The organism is Duganella sp. GW821-FHT07G03 (assembly GCF_059418605.1).
In genome coordinates, this window is sequence record NZ_JBWKQE010000030.1 from 42,954 (window position 1) to 59,664 (window position 16,711).

Below are 16,711 nucleotides of genomic sequence, written 5' to 3' on the forward strand. Positions count from 1 at the left end.
GGAAGGAGGACGCTCTTTTCCTTTGGCCGTATTTATTGATTTCGAAAGAATATTTCATGAAATTTCTGCTTGTTAAAATGATTTTCTTGTTTTGGTGCGGTATTGTGTACGCGCAACAGCCAATCAATGACGAAATTCGGAATCAGCAACTACATGTCGAGCTAATTTTAAAAAATGACGGAACCTATGTCGAATTGGTTGACCGTGTCGGTTTGGTTGACAGTGAACCGGCGTTGCGAAAATGGAAAGATCTGGTTGTGCCGTTTCGTGCTGATGTATTGAATATGAAAATGACCCATGTCGAGGTTAGGAAAAATAATGGTAGTAAGTACATAGTACCTATAGCTGAGGATAATAATCTAGCAGCGCAAACCGCTGCGGCCAAGTCGTATTTGCATATCGCCATTCCTTCATTGGAAATCGGCGATTCAATTGCATATAAATTGGAAATACGACACGATGCGAAATTGATGGATGGAAAGTTTTCTATTAATTATTATTTTAAGCCATATGTTATTATCGGTGACGGTCAACTTAAAGCAAGAATTCCGGTATCTATGGGTTTGCATACGAAGGCGATGGGGTTTGACTCGCAATCAGAGTCGATCACGCAAAATGAGCGGATTGTGACCCTGACATATAAACACTTCCAGGCATCTCCCCGTACAGCCGAACGCATTGATGAAATGACATCTTCTCCGTATTTAATGATCAGTTCGTTCAATAACTATGCTGAAATAGGACGGGGAATGGGACGTGAGTTTGAGGTGGCCATTGCGGCTAATGTAGGGTTGAAAAAATTCTTCGAGACTGCGTTTGATCGTAATAAGGATAAGCGCCTTGTTGCTAAGAATATCTATAACTGGGTTTCCAGTAATATATCTTATGATGACGATGATATATTTGCCAATGGGTTAACTCCTCGAAATGCTTCAGAAGTCCTCTCCAGGCGTAAGGGGGACTGTAAAGATCATGTAGTGCTGTTGGCGGCCCTGCTGCGGGCGGCTGGTATCAATAGCACTCCTTTGCTGATTAGTACGGATAATAATTTCAATCTGCCCGATATAGCGGTCGAGCAAGTATTCAATCATGTGATACTATTCGTTCCAACACTCAAGGTGTATCTCGATTCCACCCATGGTTCGTTGCCATTCGGAACGCTCGCCGAGAATGAACTTGGAAAACCTGTTTTGTCGCTGAACCAAGAGGGCAGACTTGGAACTGCGCCATTGGGTACAATGGCCAACGCCAGTATTACAACGAGTACTCTTGTGTTTAGTGCCAAGGGGAATGTGCATGGCGATGTGGTTGCTGAAGCGCGTGGCTCGCTGGTTGGCGATATGCGTAGATTGGCGAAATCGCTATCGCCATCACAAGTCGCCGACGCGGTGAAGGGTAATCTTGCAAGGGGCGGCCTGAAATCATCGGGTGGAACATTGGAATTTTCTGATGATAAGGATAGGGATACAATTGAATCTCACTTTCAATTCCAAGGCGAAGGTGCCCTCAAGCTATCGGAGCCTGGCATAGTCTTCCTGGATATACCGTTCAGGAATCAATACTCCTTGGCTTATCTTGCGATGAAATTCTCTGCACCAAATAGTGTGGCGCCATTTCTATGTGGTGCGAAGCTTATTGAAGAGAAATTCTTGGTGGAATTCCCTCCTAATGTAGATGTGGTATTCATTCCGCAGGGGCTTCAATATCACGGAAAAAACATCGACTATGAATCAACTTACGAAGAAAAAAACGGAAAGATCAAGGTCGTTAGACGTTTGCGGGATCGCACGGCGCGGGCCGTCTGTTTCAGTGAGGACTACGATGATTATCGGAAATTTTCCTCGATGATGTCGACGGAGTTAGGCCTCGGTATTCGTTATCGTATGCGCTAGTAAGAATGTTCAGCGGCGGTTGGAGAGAAAATGCTGGCCCCTTCCAGGCAATGGTTGTTATCCGATATCCAATCGGTGATATTTTCCTGGTAATGTAATTATTTTAACTTCTGAAAATATTTATTTGTGGTATATGACAAGTAAGCAATTTGAAAAACTCAGGACATTTGCCGGAAATATCACCTTCCTTAATTTCATGGCGGCGATTTGTGGTATGGCCTATTTTGGCGGTGATGCCCTTAATGGACGAGAGGAGAATGGACATTTTTTTCTTTTCTACCATGGTAAACTGACCGAAGTCAGCGAGAATGTCTTTATCTATAGTAAATACCATTGCGCTTCCATATTTGTCTCAATTGCTATCGTCCTGATACTGCATTTGATAAGTAAATCGGATGCAAAAAAAGGTGGTTGAGCTTGACTTCCACCCGCTTTGATCGGGTTACTAAATCGCCAGGAACTTGCCGAACATGAACGCGCAGGCCGGCGTACAAAGGTCGGCACCCCGCTGATCGGCTTGACCAAACATGCGGAATTCGCGGCGCTGGTCGGCGGCATCGACGCCACCGCAGCGAGGCCATCGCAGGCCAAGGGCGGTCGTCCTCCGTATCCGACTGTGTTGATAGCCCAAGCTGGAGTGGGGCAACCATATATTCGAGCAAGTCCAATAGCAATTACAACAGCATGGCTGCATGGGGCGTTGTGGCCAGATTGTTGATGCCTCGCTGGTTCAAGCGCCGGGTGTGGACAAGCGCTACATGGGTATCGCCCGTGTCACCTTCGTCTTGCAGCTCAAGGCGGCAAGCTGCAACTTGAAGCGGCTGGTGTTCCTGCGAGAAGGTGGATTGGCACCGTTCTGAACTGAACCGCCCCTGGATCGCCCAGTTTGTTCCTTGCCTCGCCATTTCCTGACATTGCCAGCTCGGCCGTTGCGACGCCGAAGTTCGGCAATCGGTCCGCGCGCCGCCTCACGTCGTCAAAACCGGGTTATTAGAGCGGGCCTTAATTTGGTCCACGCAGGCGCCTGGCGTCCTCCTCGCGCTTGTGGATGCGCGCCAGCGCGGCGTTGATGCGGTCGATGATGCCGTCGTCCCTGGCGCGGGCGATGGCGAAAAACTGGCCGCTATCGGTGCTCAAGGGCCTGGGCAGCACGCTGAAGCCGGTGTTGGCGGCGGCGCCGATGGCAGTCAGGCGCGGGGCCATGAAGCTGCGGATGCTGTCCTCCAGGTCTTTCGCCGTCAGGCCGTCGGGCTGGAACAGCAGCACCACGTCCACGCGCTTGAGCATCAGCCGCGTGAGGCGCGTGCCGCGCGAGGAAATGTCTTCGTCGGTGCGAAACAGCTTGCCGCGCGCCGTGTCGAATTCCAGGCCGTAGCTGTAGCCGCGCACCGTGCCGACGGTCTTGCCGCGCAGGTCGTCGAGACGATTGAAGGGGAAGGTGGCGTCGCTGCGGGTGACCAGCCACAGGCTGTTGTGGCTGGCGGTGTCGGAGTAGTGCAGGGCGCGCAGGCGGTCGGCGGTTTTCGGCAGGCCGTACACCAGGCCGACGCCTTCGATGGCGTAGCGCTCGGCGCGTGCCCACGGATAGGTGCGCGGCTCGAACGTGACGCCCAGTTCCTGGGCCACCGCATCGAGCACCTTGCGTTTGACTGCCGGCATGGGGCGCGGCCTGCCTTGTTCGTCGAGGGTGTCGCCGATCAGCAGCGGCACCACCGGCAGCGCCGGCGCGCCATGCGCGAGCGGCATGCAGGACAGCGCGGCGGCGAGCAGTAGACCCGGTATCGGCAATCGTTTCATCGGCAGTTGAGCAGTGGCTATCGGCCGATTATTGCATGCTTCCGGGTGCCGCCCCAGGGTTTATGGCGCGTTGTCCAGCGTGCGGGTGCGGGCAGTCGGTTCCACCGCCGGTACGCGCGGTATCGCGCCGGCTGCCGTTTGGGTGGCCGGGCCGTGGGCGCCGGCGAGCTCGGTGTCGTTGATATGGTAGGCGGCGATGGCGGCGGCCAGCGCCGGATTGGCGCGCAGCGGGTCGTTCAGCTGGCGGTTGGCTTGCAGCGCGGCGGCGCTCAGTTGCTGGACAAAGCTGGTCGCCAGTTCGTTGAAATTGTCCAGCGTGGTTTGCAAGGTCTGGGTGGTCGCCTGCTGGTTGCTGTCGAAGGCCGCCTGCAACACGCCATTGTCGAGCGCCAGGCCGACGGGCGTCTGCAAGCTGAGGCCGATCGGGGTCAGATCCGGCGCCGCCGGCTGTTGCAGGCTTTGCACCAGGTTGGCGAGCAGCGACGGCTCCTGCGGCAGGGTTTGGTTTAAGTCGACCGTCGGCAGCTGGTTGAAGGCGTTCACCACGTTTTGCGTGGCGTTGTTCAGGGTGGTGGCGCTGTCGGGCGGCGCCGCGTTCCGGGCGATGGCTGCTTGCAGTTGAGCCAGCTGTTCCCGGGATTGCGACACCGTCAGCAGGAAGTTGGCCACCGGCGACAAGTCGACGGTGACGGAGGCGGCCGGCGCCTCGGTGGCCGAGCCGGCGGCGGCGATCTGGCCGGCCGGCGGGCCTGTCACCGCGGCGCTTTCGGCCAGCGGGGTGACGCCGCCTGGCGTCGTTTGCGCTGCGGATGAGATGGGGAACATGCCGCCCTCCTGAGCTGAGTGTATCTGCCAGCATGCTCCGTTCAGGCGCCGTCGTCCGTGTGCCAGTTCACATAGTGGGGTGTTTACTTTTCTGTTAGCTTCCGCACGGTTAAGTCCCGGCAATGCGCCTATCGTTGCCCTTGCAGTTCCAACGTCCACCCGAAAAAGGAAAGCATCATGGAAAACAGCATCGACAGCAAAATCAATACCGCCCGCGACGGCGTCACCCAGATCGGCAACAACCTGCGCGCCGATGCGCACGCGGCCATCGACAAGGTCGCCGACAAGGTCCCGCCCACCACCGACCGCCTGGCCAACAGCGCCCACAACGGCGTCGACAAGGTGGCCGATGGCGTCAACAAAGTGGCAGACACGGTGGAAAGCACCTCCGGCCGCCTGGTCGCGCGCGGCAAGCAAGTCGGCGAGAGCTACAAGGCCTTGGCCGAATCCGGCCGTGGCCGGGTGCGCGCCCATCCCGCCATGTCGGTCCTGCTGGCCGCCGCCGCCGGCTATGGCCTGTCCAAGCTGCTGAGCTCGCGCGGCGCCAAGTAACACGGGGCCGGCGCCGGCCGGCTCTTCCCCATCCAGCCTATCCCTTTTGGCCAAGCTGTAAAATTCGCAACAATGGCGTGCATAGTGATATGCTCGTCATTACGCAGTTTACGCCCCGCAAAAATAGAATCAGGATCAGCTGAGCATGGACGTGTACGCTCCACAAGTATGGCTTCCGCATGAGCGTCCCACCTTGCCGGGATCGCCGTCGACGCCGCTGCACACGGCCGAGCGCCGGCTGGCCTTCCTGGTGATCGGCTTCATCGTCGCCGTCACCGGTGGCCTGGGCAATGCGCTGGTGTCGGTCAACCTGCCTTACCTGCAAGGTTCGCTGGGCGTGTACTCGGCCGAGATCCAGTGGCTGCCGGCCGCCTACGTGATGGCCAACGTGTCGATGAACCTGCTGCTGGTCAAATTCCGCCAGCAGTACGGCCTGCGTCTGTTTACCGAATTATTCCTGGTGCTGTACGCGCTGGCCACCGTGGCCCACCTGTTCGTGCACGGCCTGGCCTCGGCCATCGCGGTGCGGGCGGCGCACGGCATGAGCGGCGCGGCGCTGACCACCCTCGGCCTGTATTACACCTTGCAGGCCTTCCCGGCGCAGCACCGGCTCAAGGCGGTGGTGTTCGGCATCGGCTTCTCGCAACTGGCGCTGCCGATGGCGCGGTTGTTTTCGTCGGAGCTGATGGAGTTCGGCGAATGGCGCGGCCTGTACTTCTTCGAGCTGGGACTGGCCCTGCTGTCGCTGGGCTGCGTGCTGGCGCTCAAGCTGCCGCCGGGCGACCGCGTCAAGGCTTTCGAGAAAATGGACTTCCTCACCTTCGGCCTGTTCGCGCCCGGCGTGGCCTTGCTGTCGGCGGTGCTGGCGCTGGGCCGCACGGTGTGGTGGTTCGAATCGCGCTGGCTGGGCCTATGCCTGGCCGGCGCCATCGTGCTGATCGCCGCCGCGCTGCTGGTCGAGCATAACCGCGCGCGCCCGCTGATCAACACGCGCTGGCTCAGCACCGGCAATATCGCGCGGCTGGCCTTGTCGGTGCTGTTGATCCGCGTGGTGCAGTCGGAGGCCAGCGGCACCGTGGGCTTCCTGCAGGCGCTGGGCCTGAACAACGACCAGATGCAGATGCTGTGGATCGTCGTCATGGTCGGCACCGTGGCCGGGCTGGTGGCCAGCGCGCTGACCATCACGCCGGCGCGCATCCCGCTGCAGCTGATGTTCTCGCTGGCGGTGATGGCGGCCGGCGCCTACATGGATTCCGACGCCACCAACCTGACCCGGCCCGCCGACCTGTATGTCAGCCAGTTCCTGCTGGCCTTCGGCGGCGCCTTCTTCATCGGGCCGACGTTCGTCTCGGGCTTCGGCGCCGTGATCGCGGCGCCGAATAACCTGGTCAGCTTCTCGGTCATGTTCAGCATCACGCAGACCTTGGGCAGCCTGCTGGGTTCTGCGGTGGTGGGCACGTTCCAGGTGGTGCGCGAGAAATTCCACTCCAGCATACTGGTCGAGCATCTGACCCTGCTCGATCCGCTGGTGGCGGCGCGCATCCAGAGCGGCGGCGCCAGCGTGGGCGCGGCGCTGGCCGATCCCGCCGCCCGCAGCGCCACCGGCGTGGCGGCGCTGGGCGCGGCGGCCACGCGCGAGGCCAACATCCTCGCCTACAACGATGTCTTCCTGATGATCACCCTGGTGGCGCTGCTGACACTGGCCTGGATGTTGGGCCGCCATCTGTGGTCGGTGTGCGTGGTTTGCCCGGGCAGCCCGGCGCACAACGCGCAGACCGGCCTGGCCAATGTCTCTCTCAATAATTCCGGATCGCGCTGACCTCTATGGCTAACACTACTCCCGACAATTCCTCTTCCTCCGAGACCCGCGTCGCGGCGGTGGCGGCGGCAGCTGCAGCGGCCGCCGTTGCCGCCGCCGCGCCCACCGCGCCGGTGCCGGACCGGCGCGCGCAGATCATTTCGGCGATCGCGTTTTCGTTCGTGGCGCTGGTCGGCGTGCTGATCGTGCTGTACGCGTGGCGGCTGCCGCCGTTCAGCACCGCCATCGTCGCCACCGAGAACGCGCTGGTGCGCGGCCAGGTCACGCTGATCGGCACCCAGCTGCCCGGTTACGTGGTCGACGTGCGGGTGCAGGATTTCCAGCAGGTGAAGCAGGGCGACTTGCTGGTGCTGATCGACGACCGCATCTACCAGCAGCGCTACGAGCAGGCGCAGGCGCAGCTGGCGGCGCAGAAGGCGGCGCTGGCCAACTGGGAGCAGGCGCGCCGCACGGCGGAAGCCGGCGTGGCGCTGAACCTTGCCACGGTCGCCAACGCGGAGGCGCAGGCCGCCAAGGCGGTGGCGGATCTGAGCCGGGTGAATTCGCTGGCGGCCGACGGCTCGCTGTCCTTGCGCGAGCAGGATTCCTCCAAGGCCGCCAAGGTGCAGACCACGGCGGCGGTGGCGCAGGCGCGCGCCAGCCTGGAGATCGCGAAACAGCAGGTGCAGACGGTGGTGGTGAACAAGCTGTCGCTGGAGGCGGCGGTGGCGAATGCGTCGGCGGCGCTGAAGGCGGCCAAGGTGGACCTGGACAACACCCGCATCACTGCGCCGGAAGACGGCCAGCTGGGCCAAGTCACGGTGCGCAAGGGCGCCTACGTCAACACCGGCGCGCAGTTGATGGGATTGGTGCCGCGCCAGCTGTGGGTGATCGCCAACCTGAAGGAGACGCAGATGAACGGCGTGCAGGTCGGCCAGAGCGCCACCTTCAAGGTCGATGCGCTGGACGGCGCGCTGTTGACGGGCCAGGTGGAGCGGATTTCGCCGGCCACCGGGTCGGAGTTCAGCGTGCTGCCGGCCGATAACGCGACCGGCAATTACGTCAAGATCGCGCAGCGCATACCGGTGCGCATCCGCATCGATCCGGGCCAGGCCAAGGCGCGCCGGCTGGCGCCGGGGATGTCGGTGGTGGTCAGCATCGACACCTCGGCGGAGCTCAACGATTCGAACGCGGCGCCGGCCAAGACCGCCGGAGTCAAGCCATGAAAGTGCGCGTGCTGACGTCGGCGTGCTTGCTGGCGCTGGCCGGCTGCGCGGCCAAGGCGCCGCCGGCGCCCGCGTCTTCCTTGCAGACGCCGGCCGCCTGGCGCACCGCCGCCGGGACTGCGCAGGGCGCGGCGGTCGAAGCGCAATGGTGGCAAGCCTTCGGCGATCCGGCCCTGAGCGCGCTGGTGGCCGCTGCGCTGGAACACAACGGCGACCTGCGCATCGCGCGCGCCCGCGTGGCGCAGTACCGCGCGCTGGTGGGCGTGGCCGCCGCCGGGCAGAAGGCCAACGTCTTTGTCGACAGCGCGCCGACCCGCACGCGCCAGTTGGCCTACAACGGCGTGCCGTATGTCACCAACGTTTACCAGGCCGAGTTCCAGGCCAGTTATGAAGTCGACGTGTGGGGCCGCCTGGCCGCGCTGACCGACGCCGCCTCCGCCACCTATCAGGCGGAGCAGGCCAACGCCGATGCCGCAGCGCTGTCGATCGCCGCCACCGTGGCGTCGGGCTACTTGAACTTGCGCGGACTGGACGCGCAACTGGCGCTGACCGAAGCCACGCTGAAGCTGCGCGAGGAATCGCGCGACCTGGCCAAGCGCCAGTTCGACGTCGGCTACAGCTCGCGGCTGGAGTGGCTGCAGGCGCAGGCCGAATACCAGACCACCGCCGAGCAGGTTCCGCAGCTCAAGCGCTCCATCTTCGAACAGGAAAACGCGCTGTCCATTCTGACCGGCGGCAATCCCGGCCCGGTCGCGCGCGGGCTGGAGCTGGTGCAGCTGTCGGCGCCGGCGGTGCCGGCGGGGCTGCCGTCCGAACTGCTGCGGCGGCGGCCGGACATCGCCCGCGCCGAATTCAATCTGGTGGCGGTCAACGCCAACCTGGCCGCCACGCGCGACCAGCTGCTGCCGTCGTTCAAGCTGACGATGGTGGGCGGGGTGCAGAATTTGAAGTGGCACGATTTCATCAACGCGCCAACCGCGCTGTGGCGACTGACGGGCGCTGTCGCCGCGCCGGTGTTCGAGGGCGACCGCGTGCAGCACCAGACCGACGCCGTGGCGGCGCAGCGCGATCAATCGGTCTATGCGTATGAAAATGCGGTGCGCACCGCCTTTGCCGAAACCGACAACAGCCTCGGTGCGCTGGCGCGCCTGAAGGAACAGGCGGTGCAGAACGACGCGCGGCGCGCCACGGCGGCAGAAACGCTGCGCATTGCGCACAACCGCTATCGCAACGGCTACGCCTCGTATCTGGAGGAGCTGGACGCCCAGCGCACGCTGTACAACGCCGACGTCGGCCGCCTGCAGCTAAAGACGCGCATGCTGGTGGCGTCGGTGGACTTGTACCGCGCCATGGGCGGCGGCTGGATGGCACCCTAGCACCTGCACGGTGATTGTGGTATTCATTCGATTTTCTCCTCTATTTTCTTCGGCTTTCCCAGATTTAGACCGGCAAATTCGGAAATAGTTCAATGCTTGGAAAAATCGGGGAAAATCGAAGAGAAAATCGGGGTTTTGCCACAAGGAGCGGGGTGGCGCACCCCATGTACATACCCTCAAGCGTTTACTTGACCTGGATGCACAGCTCCGCTTCGAACACGCCGGTGGCCGGGTCCATCGCATAGTCGGCCGGATAGCGCTCGAAGCACGGGCCGGCATCGACCTTGCCCTCGGCCTGCAGCTGGCCGAAGAACTCGCCCCAGGCCGCAGGCACCTGGTCGCCGCTGCCCTTGAACTTGGCGACGGCATAACGGCCTGCTGGGATGGTCGCCTCCTTGGCCGGCTCCTTGACCGGATAGTCGGCCGACACTTCGACGCAGGCGTCGTAGCGGCACTGCTCCGGCGGCGTGGTGCTGGGATCGTCCTGCGCCACGCCGTAGGTGACTTTGTTCACCAGCCCGAAGGCCTTCTGCCACGGCGTGAACACTTCCTTCCAGAACTCGCCGATCGGCGCGCCGAACGGGCCCTTGTAGCGCAGGTAGGCGACGCGCACCGCCGGTAATTCCTTGATTTCGTATTCCATGATGATCTCCTCTTGCTAGTGGCCGCCGCCGGCGATCTTGCGCAGTGGCGGCGCGGTTTCTTCGGGGGCAGGCGCCGGCGTGCGGCGTACTTTGCCCATCAGGCGTTGCAGCAGGTGTTCCAGGTCGTCGATGTAGGTGAACACGGCCGGCACCACCAGCAGGCTCAGTAACGTCGACGTGATCAGGCCACCGATCACCGTGATCGCCATCGGCGAACGGAAGCTCGGATCGGCACCCCAGCCCAGCGCCAGCGGCATCATGCCGGCGCCCATCGCGATGGTGGTCATCAGAATCGGGCGGCTACGCTTGTGGCAAGCGTCGACCAGCGCATCGAAACGGCTCATGCCTTCCTGACGCGCCAGAATAGCATAATCAACCAACAAGATTGAGTTCTTCGTAACGATCCCCATCAGCATGATCAGGCCTATCATCGACGGCATCGACAGCGCGCGGCCGGTGACCAGCAGCGCCACGAAGGCGCCGCCGATCGACAGCGGCAGCGCCGCCAGGATCGTCATCGGCTGCATGAAGTCCTTGAACAGCAGCACCAGCACGCAGTAGATGCACAACACGCCGATCAGCATGGCGATGCCGAAGCTGGCGAACAGCGAGGCCATCTCCTGGGTGTCGCCCAGTTCCGCGATCTTCACCGACGGCGGCAGGTTCATCATGGTCGGCAGCGCGCGCGCTTCGGTGTTCACTTCGCCCAGCGAGCGCTTGCCCAGCTCCACTTCCAGCGTGACGTTGCGGCTGCGGTTGAGGCGATTGATCTGCGCCGGGCCGCTTTCCATCGTGATGGTGGCGACGGTGGCCAGCAAGACCGGGCCGTTTTTGCCCGGCACCGTCAGGCGGCCGATGGCTTCCAGGTCGGCGCGCACGGCGTCCGGCAGCTTGACGCGGATCGGCACCTGGCGTTCCGGCAGGTTCATCTTGGTCAGGTCGGTGTCGTAGTCGCCGGCGGTGGCCACGCGCACGGTCTGGCCGATGGACGCGGCGGTCACGCCCAGGTCGGCGGCCTTGGCGAAGTCCGGCGTGACGATGATCTCCGGACGCACCAGCGAGGCGCTGGAGCGCACGTTGCCGACGCCTTTGAGCGTGCGCATTTCGCGCTCCACTTTTTGCGCCGTCTCTTTCAGCGCCACCGGGTCTTCGCTGCGCAGCACCAGCTGCATCTTGACGCCGTTGTCCGGCGGGCCGACTTTGAAGCGGGCGCCGGGAATGGCGTTGAGCTTCTGGCGGATCTCGCCTTCCAGGTCGGCCATCGATTCCTTGCGGTCGTTGCGGTGCGCGGTGGTCAGCGTCAGCACGGCGTTGCGCGCTTCGGCCGCGGTGCCGGGCGCGAAGGCGTCGCCGCTGGAGCCGCCGCCGATGGAGCTGAAGACCGCCTTGATGCCTTTGACCTCCATCGCGGCCTTGCGGGCGCGTTCGGCGACCACGCCGGTTTCGGCCAGCGTGGAGCCGGGCGGCAGTTCCAGGTTGATCTGGGTTTGCGCGCGGTCGGCGGCCGGCACGAAGCCGGTCGGCAGCAGGCCCACCAGCATGATCGAGCCGGCGAAGAAGGCGGCCGAGGCGAGCCCCGTCACCAGGCGGTGCGTCAGGCACCAGCGCATCACGCGGATATAGCGCGTCATGATCCAGCCATCTTTTTCTTCCGCGTGCGCGACCGGCTTGAGGATGTAGGCTGCCATCATCGGCGTCAGCAGACGGGCCACCACCAGCGACGCCAGCACCGCCACCACGGCGGTCCAGCCGAACTGCTTGAAGAACAGGCCGGGCACGCCGCCCATGAAGGCGGTCGGCAGGAACACGGCGACCAGCGCGAAGGTGGTGGCGATCACCGCCATGCCGATTTCGTCGGCCGCTTCCATCGCCGCTTCCATCGGGGTTTTACCCATGCGCAGGTGGCGCGCGATGTTTTCGATTTCCACGATGGCGTCGTCCACCAGCACGCCCACCACCAGCGCCATCGACAGCAGCGTGACGGTGTTGAGCGTGTAGCCGAACAGGTACAGGCCGAGGAAGGCCGGCATCACCGACAGCGGCAGCGCGGCGGCGGCCACCAAGGTGGCGCGCCAGTCGCGCAGGAACCACCACACCACCAGCACGGCCAGGATGGCGCCTTCGTACAGCAGCTCCATCGAGCCGGTGAAGTTTTCTTCGACCGGGAAGGCGTTGTCGATCACCGCTTTCAGTTCGACGCGCGGATTGTTCTTGGCCAGTTCCGCGACGGCGGCGCGCGCTCCCTTGGCGACGGCCAGTTCGCTGGCGCCCTTGGTGCGGAAGATTTCAAAGCCGATCACCGGCACGCCGTCCTGCAGGGCGATGGCGCGCGGTTCGGAGACGGTGTCGGTCACGGTGGCCACCTGGTCGAGGCGCACGCGGCGGCCGTCGGTCAGCGGCAGTTCGATGGCGGCCAGCGCGGCCGCGCTTTGCACGGTGGCGATGGTGCGCACCGATTGCTCGGCGCCGCTGACATCACCGCGTCCGCCCGGCGCTTCCTTCTGCACCAGGCGCAGTTGGCGCGAGACGTCCAGCGCGGAGACGCGCAGGGCGGCCATGCGGGCATCGTCCAGTTCCACGCGGATCTCGCGCTTGACGCCGCCCACGCGCTTGACCGCGCCCACGCCGGGCACCGCCAGCAGACGCTTGGAGACGGTGTTGTCGACGAACCAGCTCAGTTCCTGCTTGTCCATCTTCTCGCCGGACGTTTTGGCTGCGGCGGCGGTGAAGGTCATGATCACGCGGCCGGCGGTGGAGGCCTTGGTCACGGTCGGATCGCGCAGCTCGGCCGGCATGTCGGCCTTGACGCGGGCCACCGCGTCGCGCACCTCGTTGACGGCGTCGGCGATCGGCTTTTCAAGAATGAATTCGACGGTGGTGGTGGAGACGCCGTCCAGCACCGTGGTGTAGATGTTCTTGATGCCCTGCAGCGTGGCGACCGAGTCCTCGATCTTGCGCGCCACTTCGGTTTCCAGCTGGGCCGGCGCGCTGCCGTCCAAGGTGGCGGTGACGGTCACGATGGGCAGTTCGATGTCCGGGAAATCCTGTACCGGATTGGCCTTGAAGGCCATCATGCCGGCCAGCGTCAGCAATGCGAACAGCATGATCGCGGGGATCGGGTTCTTGATCGATAGGGAGGAAAAATTCATGGCGTGTCCTTACTTCGCGGCCAGCTTGGCGGCCGGCGCGGTCTCGGCGACGTTGTGTACCAGGTCGCCGTCGTTCAGGAAGCCGGCGCCGCGCACCACCACCTGCGTGTCGGCGGTCAGGCCGCCCAGCACTTCGATGCGGTCGCCCAGGCGGCGGCCCGGCTGCACCTTGATCTGGCTGACATGCTGGTCGGCGTTGAGGCGGAACACGAAGCTGAAACCGTCGCGCACGACGATCGCTTGCTGCGGCACCGTTATCGCGTCCGAGGTGCCCAGTTCGAACTGGCCGTTGGCGAACATGCCGGCCTTGAACGGCGCGTCCTTGGAGGCGGCGCTGGACGGCAGGTCGACGTAGACCAGCGCGGAGCGAGTCTGCGCATCGACGGTCGGCGCGATCATGCGCACCTTGCCGGTCACTTCGCTGCCGTTGGCGGCGCGGACGACGGCGCCGGTGCCGGTCTTCAGGTTGCGCAGGTCGGATGCCACCACTTCGGCGCGCCATTCCAGGCGGCCCTGGCGGATCATGCGGAACAGTTCCGTGCCGGGGCCGGAGACCGCGCCCACGGTGGCAGTGCGTGCGGAGATCACTCCGCTGTCCGGCGCCACCACCCTGGTGTATTTGAGGCGCAGCTGCTGGCTGGCCAGCGCCGCCTTGGCCGAGGCGATGCGGGCGTTGGCGGTTTGTTCGGCCGTGGTGTACTGGCTGATCTGCTGCGCGCTCAGGGCGCCGGTGTTTTGCAGCGTGCGCGCGCGGGCCGCGTTGGCGACGGCGTCGGCGGCGTTGGCTTCGGCTTCCTGCACGGCGGCCTTGGCCTGCGCCACGTCGGCGTTGACGGTATCGGCCGAGAACACGGCCAGCACGTCGCCGGCCTTGACCACGTCGCCGACGTTGACGCGCACTTCGGTCAGGCGCAAGCCGTTCGATTCGCTGCTGACGCTCGCTTCCTGCCAGGCGGCGACGTTGCCGTTGGCGGCCAGCTTGATCGGCAGGCGCGCGGCCGACGGTTTGGTGGTGGTGACGGTCAGCGCCGGCTTGGCGGTTTCCGCTTTCTTGTCGTCGGCGGCCTGGGTGGCGGACGGGTAGAACGCCATGCCGGCGCCGCCGATGACGAATACGGCCAGCAGTGCGTAGGCGACAGGCTTCAGATTGGTTTTCAGGTTTTTCATGATCGGTCCTGTTGTTAGTTGGCGCTGGCGCTGGCGACGGCGGGGGCACCGTCGGTCGGGGCGGTCCAGCCGCCGCCGGCGGCGCGGTACAGCGCTACCCAGGCGGCGCTGCGCTCGCGCTGCAGGTTGATGACGGTTTGTTCGGCGGCCAGGCGGGTGCGGCGCGCGTCTTCCAGTTCGAACAGGCTGGCCAGCCCGTTCTTGTAGCGGTCTTCCACGGCGGTGAAGTTGACGCGGTAGCCTTGCAGCGCGGCCTGCGCGTCGGCGGCGCGTTCGCCGGTGGCGTCCAGGTTGACCAGCGCCTGTTCCACTTCGCTCACGGCCTGGCGCACGGTGGCGCGGTAGCTGGAGACGGCGGCGTCGTAGCGGGCGCTGGCCGCGTCGACGTTGGCGCGACGCTTGCCGGCGTCGAAGATCGGCAGCGACACCGAGACCGGGCCGATGGTCCAGGTGTCGGTGCCGGTGTTGACGCCACCGGCGCGGAAGTTGCCGTAGCCGATGGAGCCGGACAAGGCCAGGCGCGGATAACGCTGCGCCCGCGCGGAGCCGACATCGGCGCTGGCGGCGGTCACTTCGCGTTCGGCGGTGAAGACGTCGGGCCGCTGGCTCAGCGTGCGCGCCGGCAGTGCGGCGATGGCGATCGATGGCGCGCTGGCGGCGGCGCCTGCGGCTGCCGAGGGTGCGGGGAAAGGCGCGGCGGCCAGCTTGCCGCGCAGCTCAGGTTCGGCGATGGCGGTCAGCGCCACCAGCGCCTTGAGGTTGACGTCGCAGGCGGCGCGCTGGGTGAGGTAGCGGTTGTTGCCGTCGGCCGCGCTGGCGCGCGCCAGCGCCAGGCCGGCCGGCGACTGGAAGCCCGCCTTGGCGCTGAGCTCCGTCAGGCGCGCGGTGTCGCTGCGCGATGCCGCATCCTGCCTGGCCACGGCCAGCAGCTGCTCGCAGGCGCGCAGGCCGTAGTATTGGTTGGCCACTTCGGCCGCCACCGAGACGCGGGCGTCATGCCAGCCGGCGTGGGCGCTGTCCAGGCGCGCTTGCGCCGCGTCGCGCGCGGCGCGGTTGCCGCCGAACAGATCGATCTCCCACGAGGCCTGCAAGGCCGCCTGCGAGGTGGTCCCCGTCGGCAGCGACGATTGCTGGTTGGAGCGGCTGGCGCTGACCGATGCGTCCAGCGACGGCGCCAGCGCGGCGCCCGCCGCCACGCGCTCGGCGCGCGATTGCGCGATGCGCGAGCCGGCCGTGGCGATGGTCGGGCTGACCGCTTGCGCAGATTCGATCAGCTGGACCAGCAGGGCGTCGGCCTGGCGGCTCCACCAGCTGGCCAGGTCGGCCTGGCTGCCGTTGTGCGGTAGTTGCGTCGGCAAGGGCGCCTGCCATTGTTGCGGCGCCTGCGCGGCCACGTGCGGCGCGGGCGCCTGCGTGGCGCAGGCGCTGAGCGACGCGACGACGGCCAGTGCCATCGCCCGTAAGAATATCGTCATGCTTTTCCCTTTTTAAGTTTGGATTTCTCGGCGAGCACCATGGCTTCGGCAAAGCCGACCAGGTACTGCCCCCAGGTGTCTATCGCTTCCGGCGTGGCCAGCAGATGCGGGGTGATCGCGGCGATGATGTCGCGTCCGACCATGATCTGCACGGCCATGCCGGCCAGGGCATAGGCCAGGCGGTGCACGTCGTCGGTGGGCTGCTCCAGGCCCAGGTGACGGCTTAACGCGCCGACCAGCGCCAGATGCTCCGGCTTGATGTTGTTGTCGATTTCCTGTTGCCACAGCCCGGTCGGTTCCAGCATCTCGCGGTAAAACAGACGCAGGAACAGTTGCGCATCCTCGCCCGCCAGCAGCGGCGCCAGCATCTGCCGGTAGTAGCCTTCCAGCGTTTGCCGCAGCGTGAAGTGCGGCTGGGCGAACAGCGCGATATTGTCCGGTTCCGGTTGGCACATGAAGCTGAAGCAGGCCTGGTACAGCCCCGCCTTGTCGCCGAAGTAGTAGCTGATCGCGGCGACGTTGGCGCTGGCCGCCTGGGCGATCTCGCGGGTCGAGGTTTTGGAAAAGCCCTGCGCGGCGAACAGGCGCATGGCCGCGTGCAGCAGCCGCTCGCGCGATTGCTCGCCGTCCGAACGTGGCTTGCGGCCGTCGTCGGCTGGCTGGTTGGTATCGATGGAAGTGGGTTTGGCGTTCATGGCGGCATTACATCACATAATTTAAACGATTGATATAACTAAATCAGTTGTTTAATTTATTTGTGAACGAATGCTAACCTCCGCTTACAACCGATACATGGCAGTCGTTTAAGGC

At 64.0% G+C, this 16,711-nt stretch carries 13 protein-coding genes; 6 read left to right on the forward strand and 7 right to left on the reverse strand.

Translation table 11 applies throughout. From position 1 onward, the window contains the following. Positions 1-56 precede the first annotated feature (56 nt). Together AC07OK_RS27550 and AC07OK_RS27555 are read left to right on the forward strand one after the other, a co-directional pair. Entirely contained in the window at positions 57-1,892 is a 1,836-nt protein-coding gene (locus AC07OK_RS27550) for a transglutaminase domain-containing protein (RefSeq protein ID WP_494693255.1), read from the forward strand. Between the two features lie 133 nt (positions 1,893-2,025). Further along, a complete protein-coding gene (locus AC07OK_RS27555; protein WP_494693256.1) occupies positions 2,026-2,307 on the forward strand; it encodes a hypothetical protein in 282 nt (93 codons plus the stop codon). 587 nt (positions 2,308-2,894) lie between these two features. On the opposite strand, the gene AC07OK_RS27560 is transcribed toward AC07OK_RS27555, so the two are convergent. Then, complete coding sequence (locus AC07OK_RS27560; RefSeq protein ID WP_494693257.1) at positions 2,895-3,689, reverse strand: substrate-binding periplasmic protein; 795 nt, start codon at positions 3,687-3,689, stop codon at positions 2,895-2,897. A gap of 60 nt (positions 3,690-3,749) precedes the next feature. Further along, positions 3,750-4,514 (reverse strand): hypothetical protein, encoded by a 765-nt coding sequence (locus AC07OK_RS27565; RefSeq protein WP_494693258.1) that lies wholly within the window; start codon positions 4,512-4,514, stop codon positions 3,750-3,752. 177 nt (positions 4,515-4,691) lie between these two features. On the opposite strand from AC07OK_RS27565, the gene AC07OK_RS27570 reads away from it, so the two are divergent. The 4 genes from AC07OK_RS27570 to AC07OK_RS27585 all read left to right on the forward strand — a co-directional run bounded on the left by AC07OK_RS27570 (position 4,692) and on the right by AC07OK_RS27585 (position 9,466). After that, the gene (locus AC07OK_RS27570) at positions 4,692-5,066 is read left to right on the forward strand and encodes a hypothetical protein (RefSeq protein WP_494693259.1); all 375 of its coding nucleotides are present in this window, start codon (positions 4,692-4,694) and stop codon (positions 5,064-5,066) included. A 145-nt stretch (positions 5,067-5,211) separates the two neighbouring features. After that, on the forward strand, positions 5,212-6,885 hold the full coding sequence (locus AC07OK_RS27575) for an MFS transporter (protein ID WP_494693260.1): 1,674 nt from the start codon (positions 5,212-5,214) through the stop codon (positions 6,883-6,885). A gap of 5 nt (positions 6,886-6,890) precedes the next feature. Next, positions 6,891-8,090 (forward strand): HlyD family secretion protein, encoded by a 1,200-nt coding sequence (locus AC07OK_RS27580; protein ID WP_494693261.1) that lies wholly within the window; start codon positions 6,891-6,893, stop codon positions 8,088-8,090. After that, positions 8,087-9,466, forward strand: coding sequence for an efflux transporter outer membrane subunit (locus tag AC07OK_RS27585; RefSeq protein ID WP_494693262.1), 1,380 nt, complete (start codon positions 8,087-8,089; stop codon positions 9,464-9,466). The genes AC07OK_RS27580 and AC07OK_RS27585 overlap by 4 nt, the downstream gene beginning before the upstream one ends. Before the next feature lie 184 nt (positions 9,467-9,650). Here the strand turns inward: AC07OK_RS27585 and AC07OK_RS27590 are convergent, their stop codons facing one another. The 5 genes from AC07OK_RS27590 to AC07OK_RS27610 are packed head-to-tail and all read right to left on the reverse strand — an operon-like array spanning position 9,651 to position 16,596. Beyond that, entirely contained in the window at positions 9,651-10,109 is a 459-nt protein-coding gene (locus AC07OK_RS27590) for an AraC family transcriptional regulator (RefSeq protein ID WP_494693263.1), read from the reverse strand. Between the two features lie 15 nt (positions 10,110-10,124). Beyond that, complete coding sequence (locus AC07OK_RS27595) at positions 10,125-13,259, reverse strand: efflux RND transporter permease subunit (protein WP_494693264.1); 3,135 nt, start codon at positions 13,257-13,259, stop codon at positions 10,125-10,127. Between the two features lie 9 nt (positions 13,260-13,268). Beyond that, complete coding sequence (locus AC07OK_RS27600) at positions 13,269-14,426, reverse strand: efflux RND transporter periplasmic adaptor subunit (RefSeq protein WP_494693265.1); 1,158 nt, start codon at positions 14,424-14,426, stop codon at positions 13,269-13,271. 14 nt (positions 14,427-14,440) lie between these two features. Continuing rightward, entirely contained in the window at positions 14,441-15,880 is a 1,440-nt protein-coding gene (locus tag AC07OK_RS27605) for an efflux transporter outer membrane subunit (protein ID WP_494693287.1), read from the reverse strand. A 17-nt stretch (positions 15,881-15,897) separates the two neighbouring features. Then, positions 15,898-16,596 carry a CerR family C-terminal domain-containing protein gene (locus tag AC07OK_RS27610; protein WP_494693266.1) on the reverse strand — a complete coding sequence of 233 codons (699 nt, stop codon included), beginning with the start codon at positions 16,594-16,596 and terminating at the stop codon, positions 15,898-15,900. Between the last annotated feature and the right edge of the window lie 115 nt (positions 16,597-16,711).

Excerpts from the sequence above, each read along its gene's own strand:
- AC07OK_RS27600 (WP_494693265.1), bottom strand. The coding sequence starts at position 14,426 with ATGAAAAACCTGAAAACCAATCTGAAGCCTGTCGCCTACGCACTGCTG.
- AC07OK_RS27595 (WP_494693264.1), bottom strand. The coding sequence starts at position 13,259 with ATGAATTTTTCCTCCCTATCGATCAAGAACCCGATCCCCGCGATCATG.
- AC07OK_RS27610 (WP_494693266.1), bottom strand. The coding sequence starts at position 16,596 with ATGAACGCCAAACCCACTTCCATCGATACCAACCAGCCAGCCGACGAC.
- AC07OK_RS27580 (WP_494693261.1), top strand. The coding sequence starts at position 6,891 with ATGGCTAACACTACTCCCGACAATTCCTCTTCCTCCGAGACCCGCGTC.
- AC07OK_RS27585 (WP_494693262.1), top strand. The coding sequence starts at position 8,087 with ATGAAAGTGCGCGTGCTGACGTCGGCGTGCTTGCTGGCGCTGGCCGGC.
- AC07OK_RS27550 (WP_494693255.1), top strand. The coding sequence starts at position 57 with ATGAAATTTCTGCTTGTTAAAATGATTTTCTTGTTTTGGTGCGGTATT.
- AC07OK_RS27565 (WP_494693258.1), bottom strand. The coding sequence starts at position 4,514 with ATGTTCCCCATCTCATCCGCAGCGCAAACGACGCCAGGCGGCGTCACC.
- AC07OK_RS27575 (WP_494693260.1), top strand. The coding sequence starts at position 5,212 with ATGGACGTGTACGCTCCACAAGTATGGCTTCCGCATGAGCGTCCCACC.
- AC07OK_RS27570 (WP_494693259.1), top strand. The coding sequence starts at position 4,692 with ATGGAAAACAGCATCGACAGCAAAATCAATACCGCCCGCGACGGCGTC.
- AC07OK_RS27560 (WP_494693257.1), bottom strand. The coding sequence starts at position 3,689 with ATGAAACGATTGCCGATACCGGGTCTACTGCTCGCCGCCGCGCTGTCC.
- AC07OK_RS27555 (WP_494693256.1), top strand. The coding sequence starts at position 2,026 with ATGACAAGTAAGCAATTTGAAAAACTCAGGACATTTGCCGGAAATATC.
- AC07OK_RS27605 (WP_494693287.1), bottom strand. The coding sequence starts at position 15,880 with ATGGCACTGGCCGTCGTCGCGTCGCTCAGCGCCTGCGCCACGCAGGCG.
- AC07OK_RS27590 (WP_494693263.1), bottom strand. The coding sequence starts at position 10,109 with ATGGAATACGAAATCAAGGAATTACCGGCGGTGCGCGTCGCCTACCTG.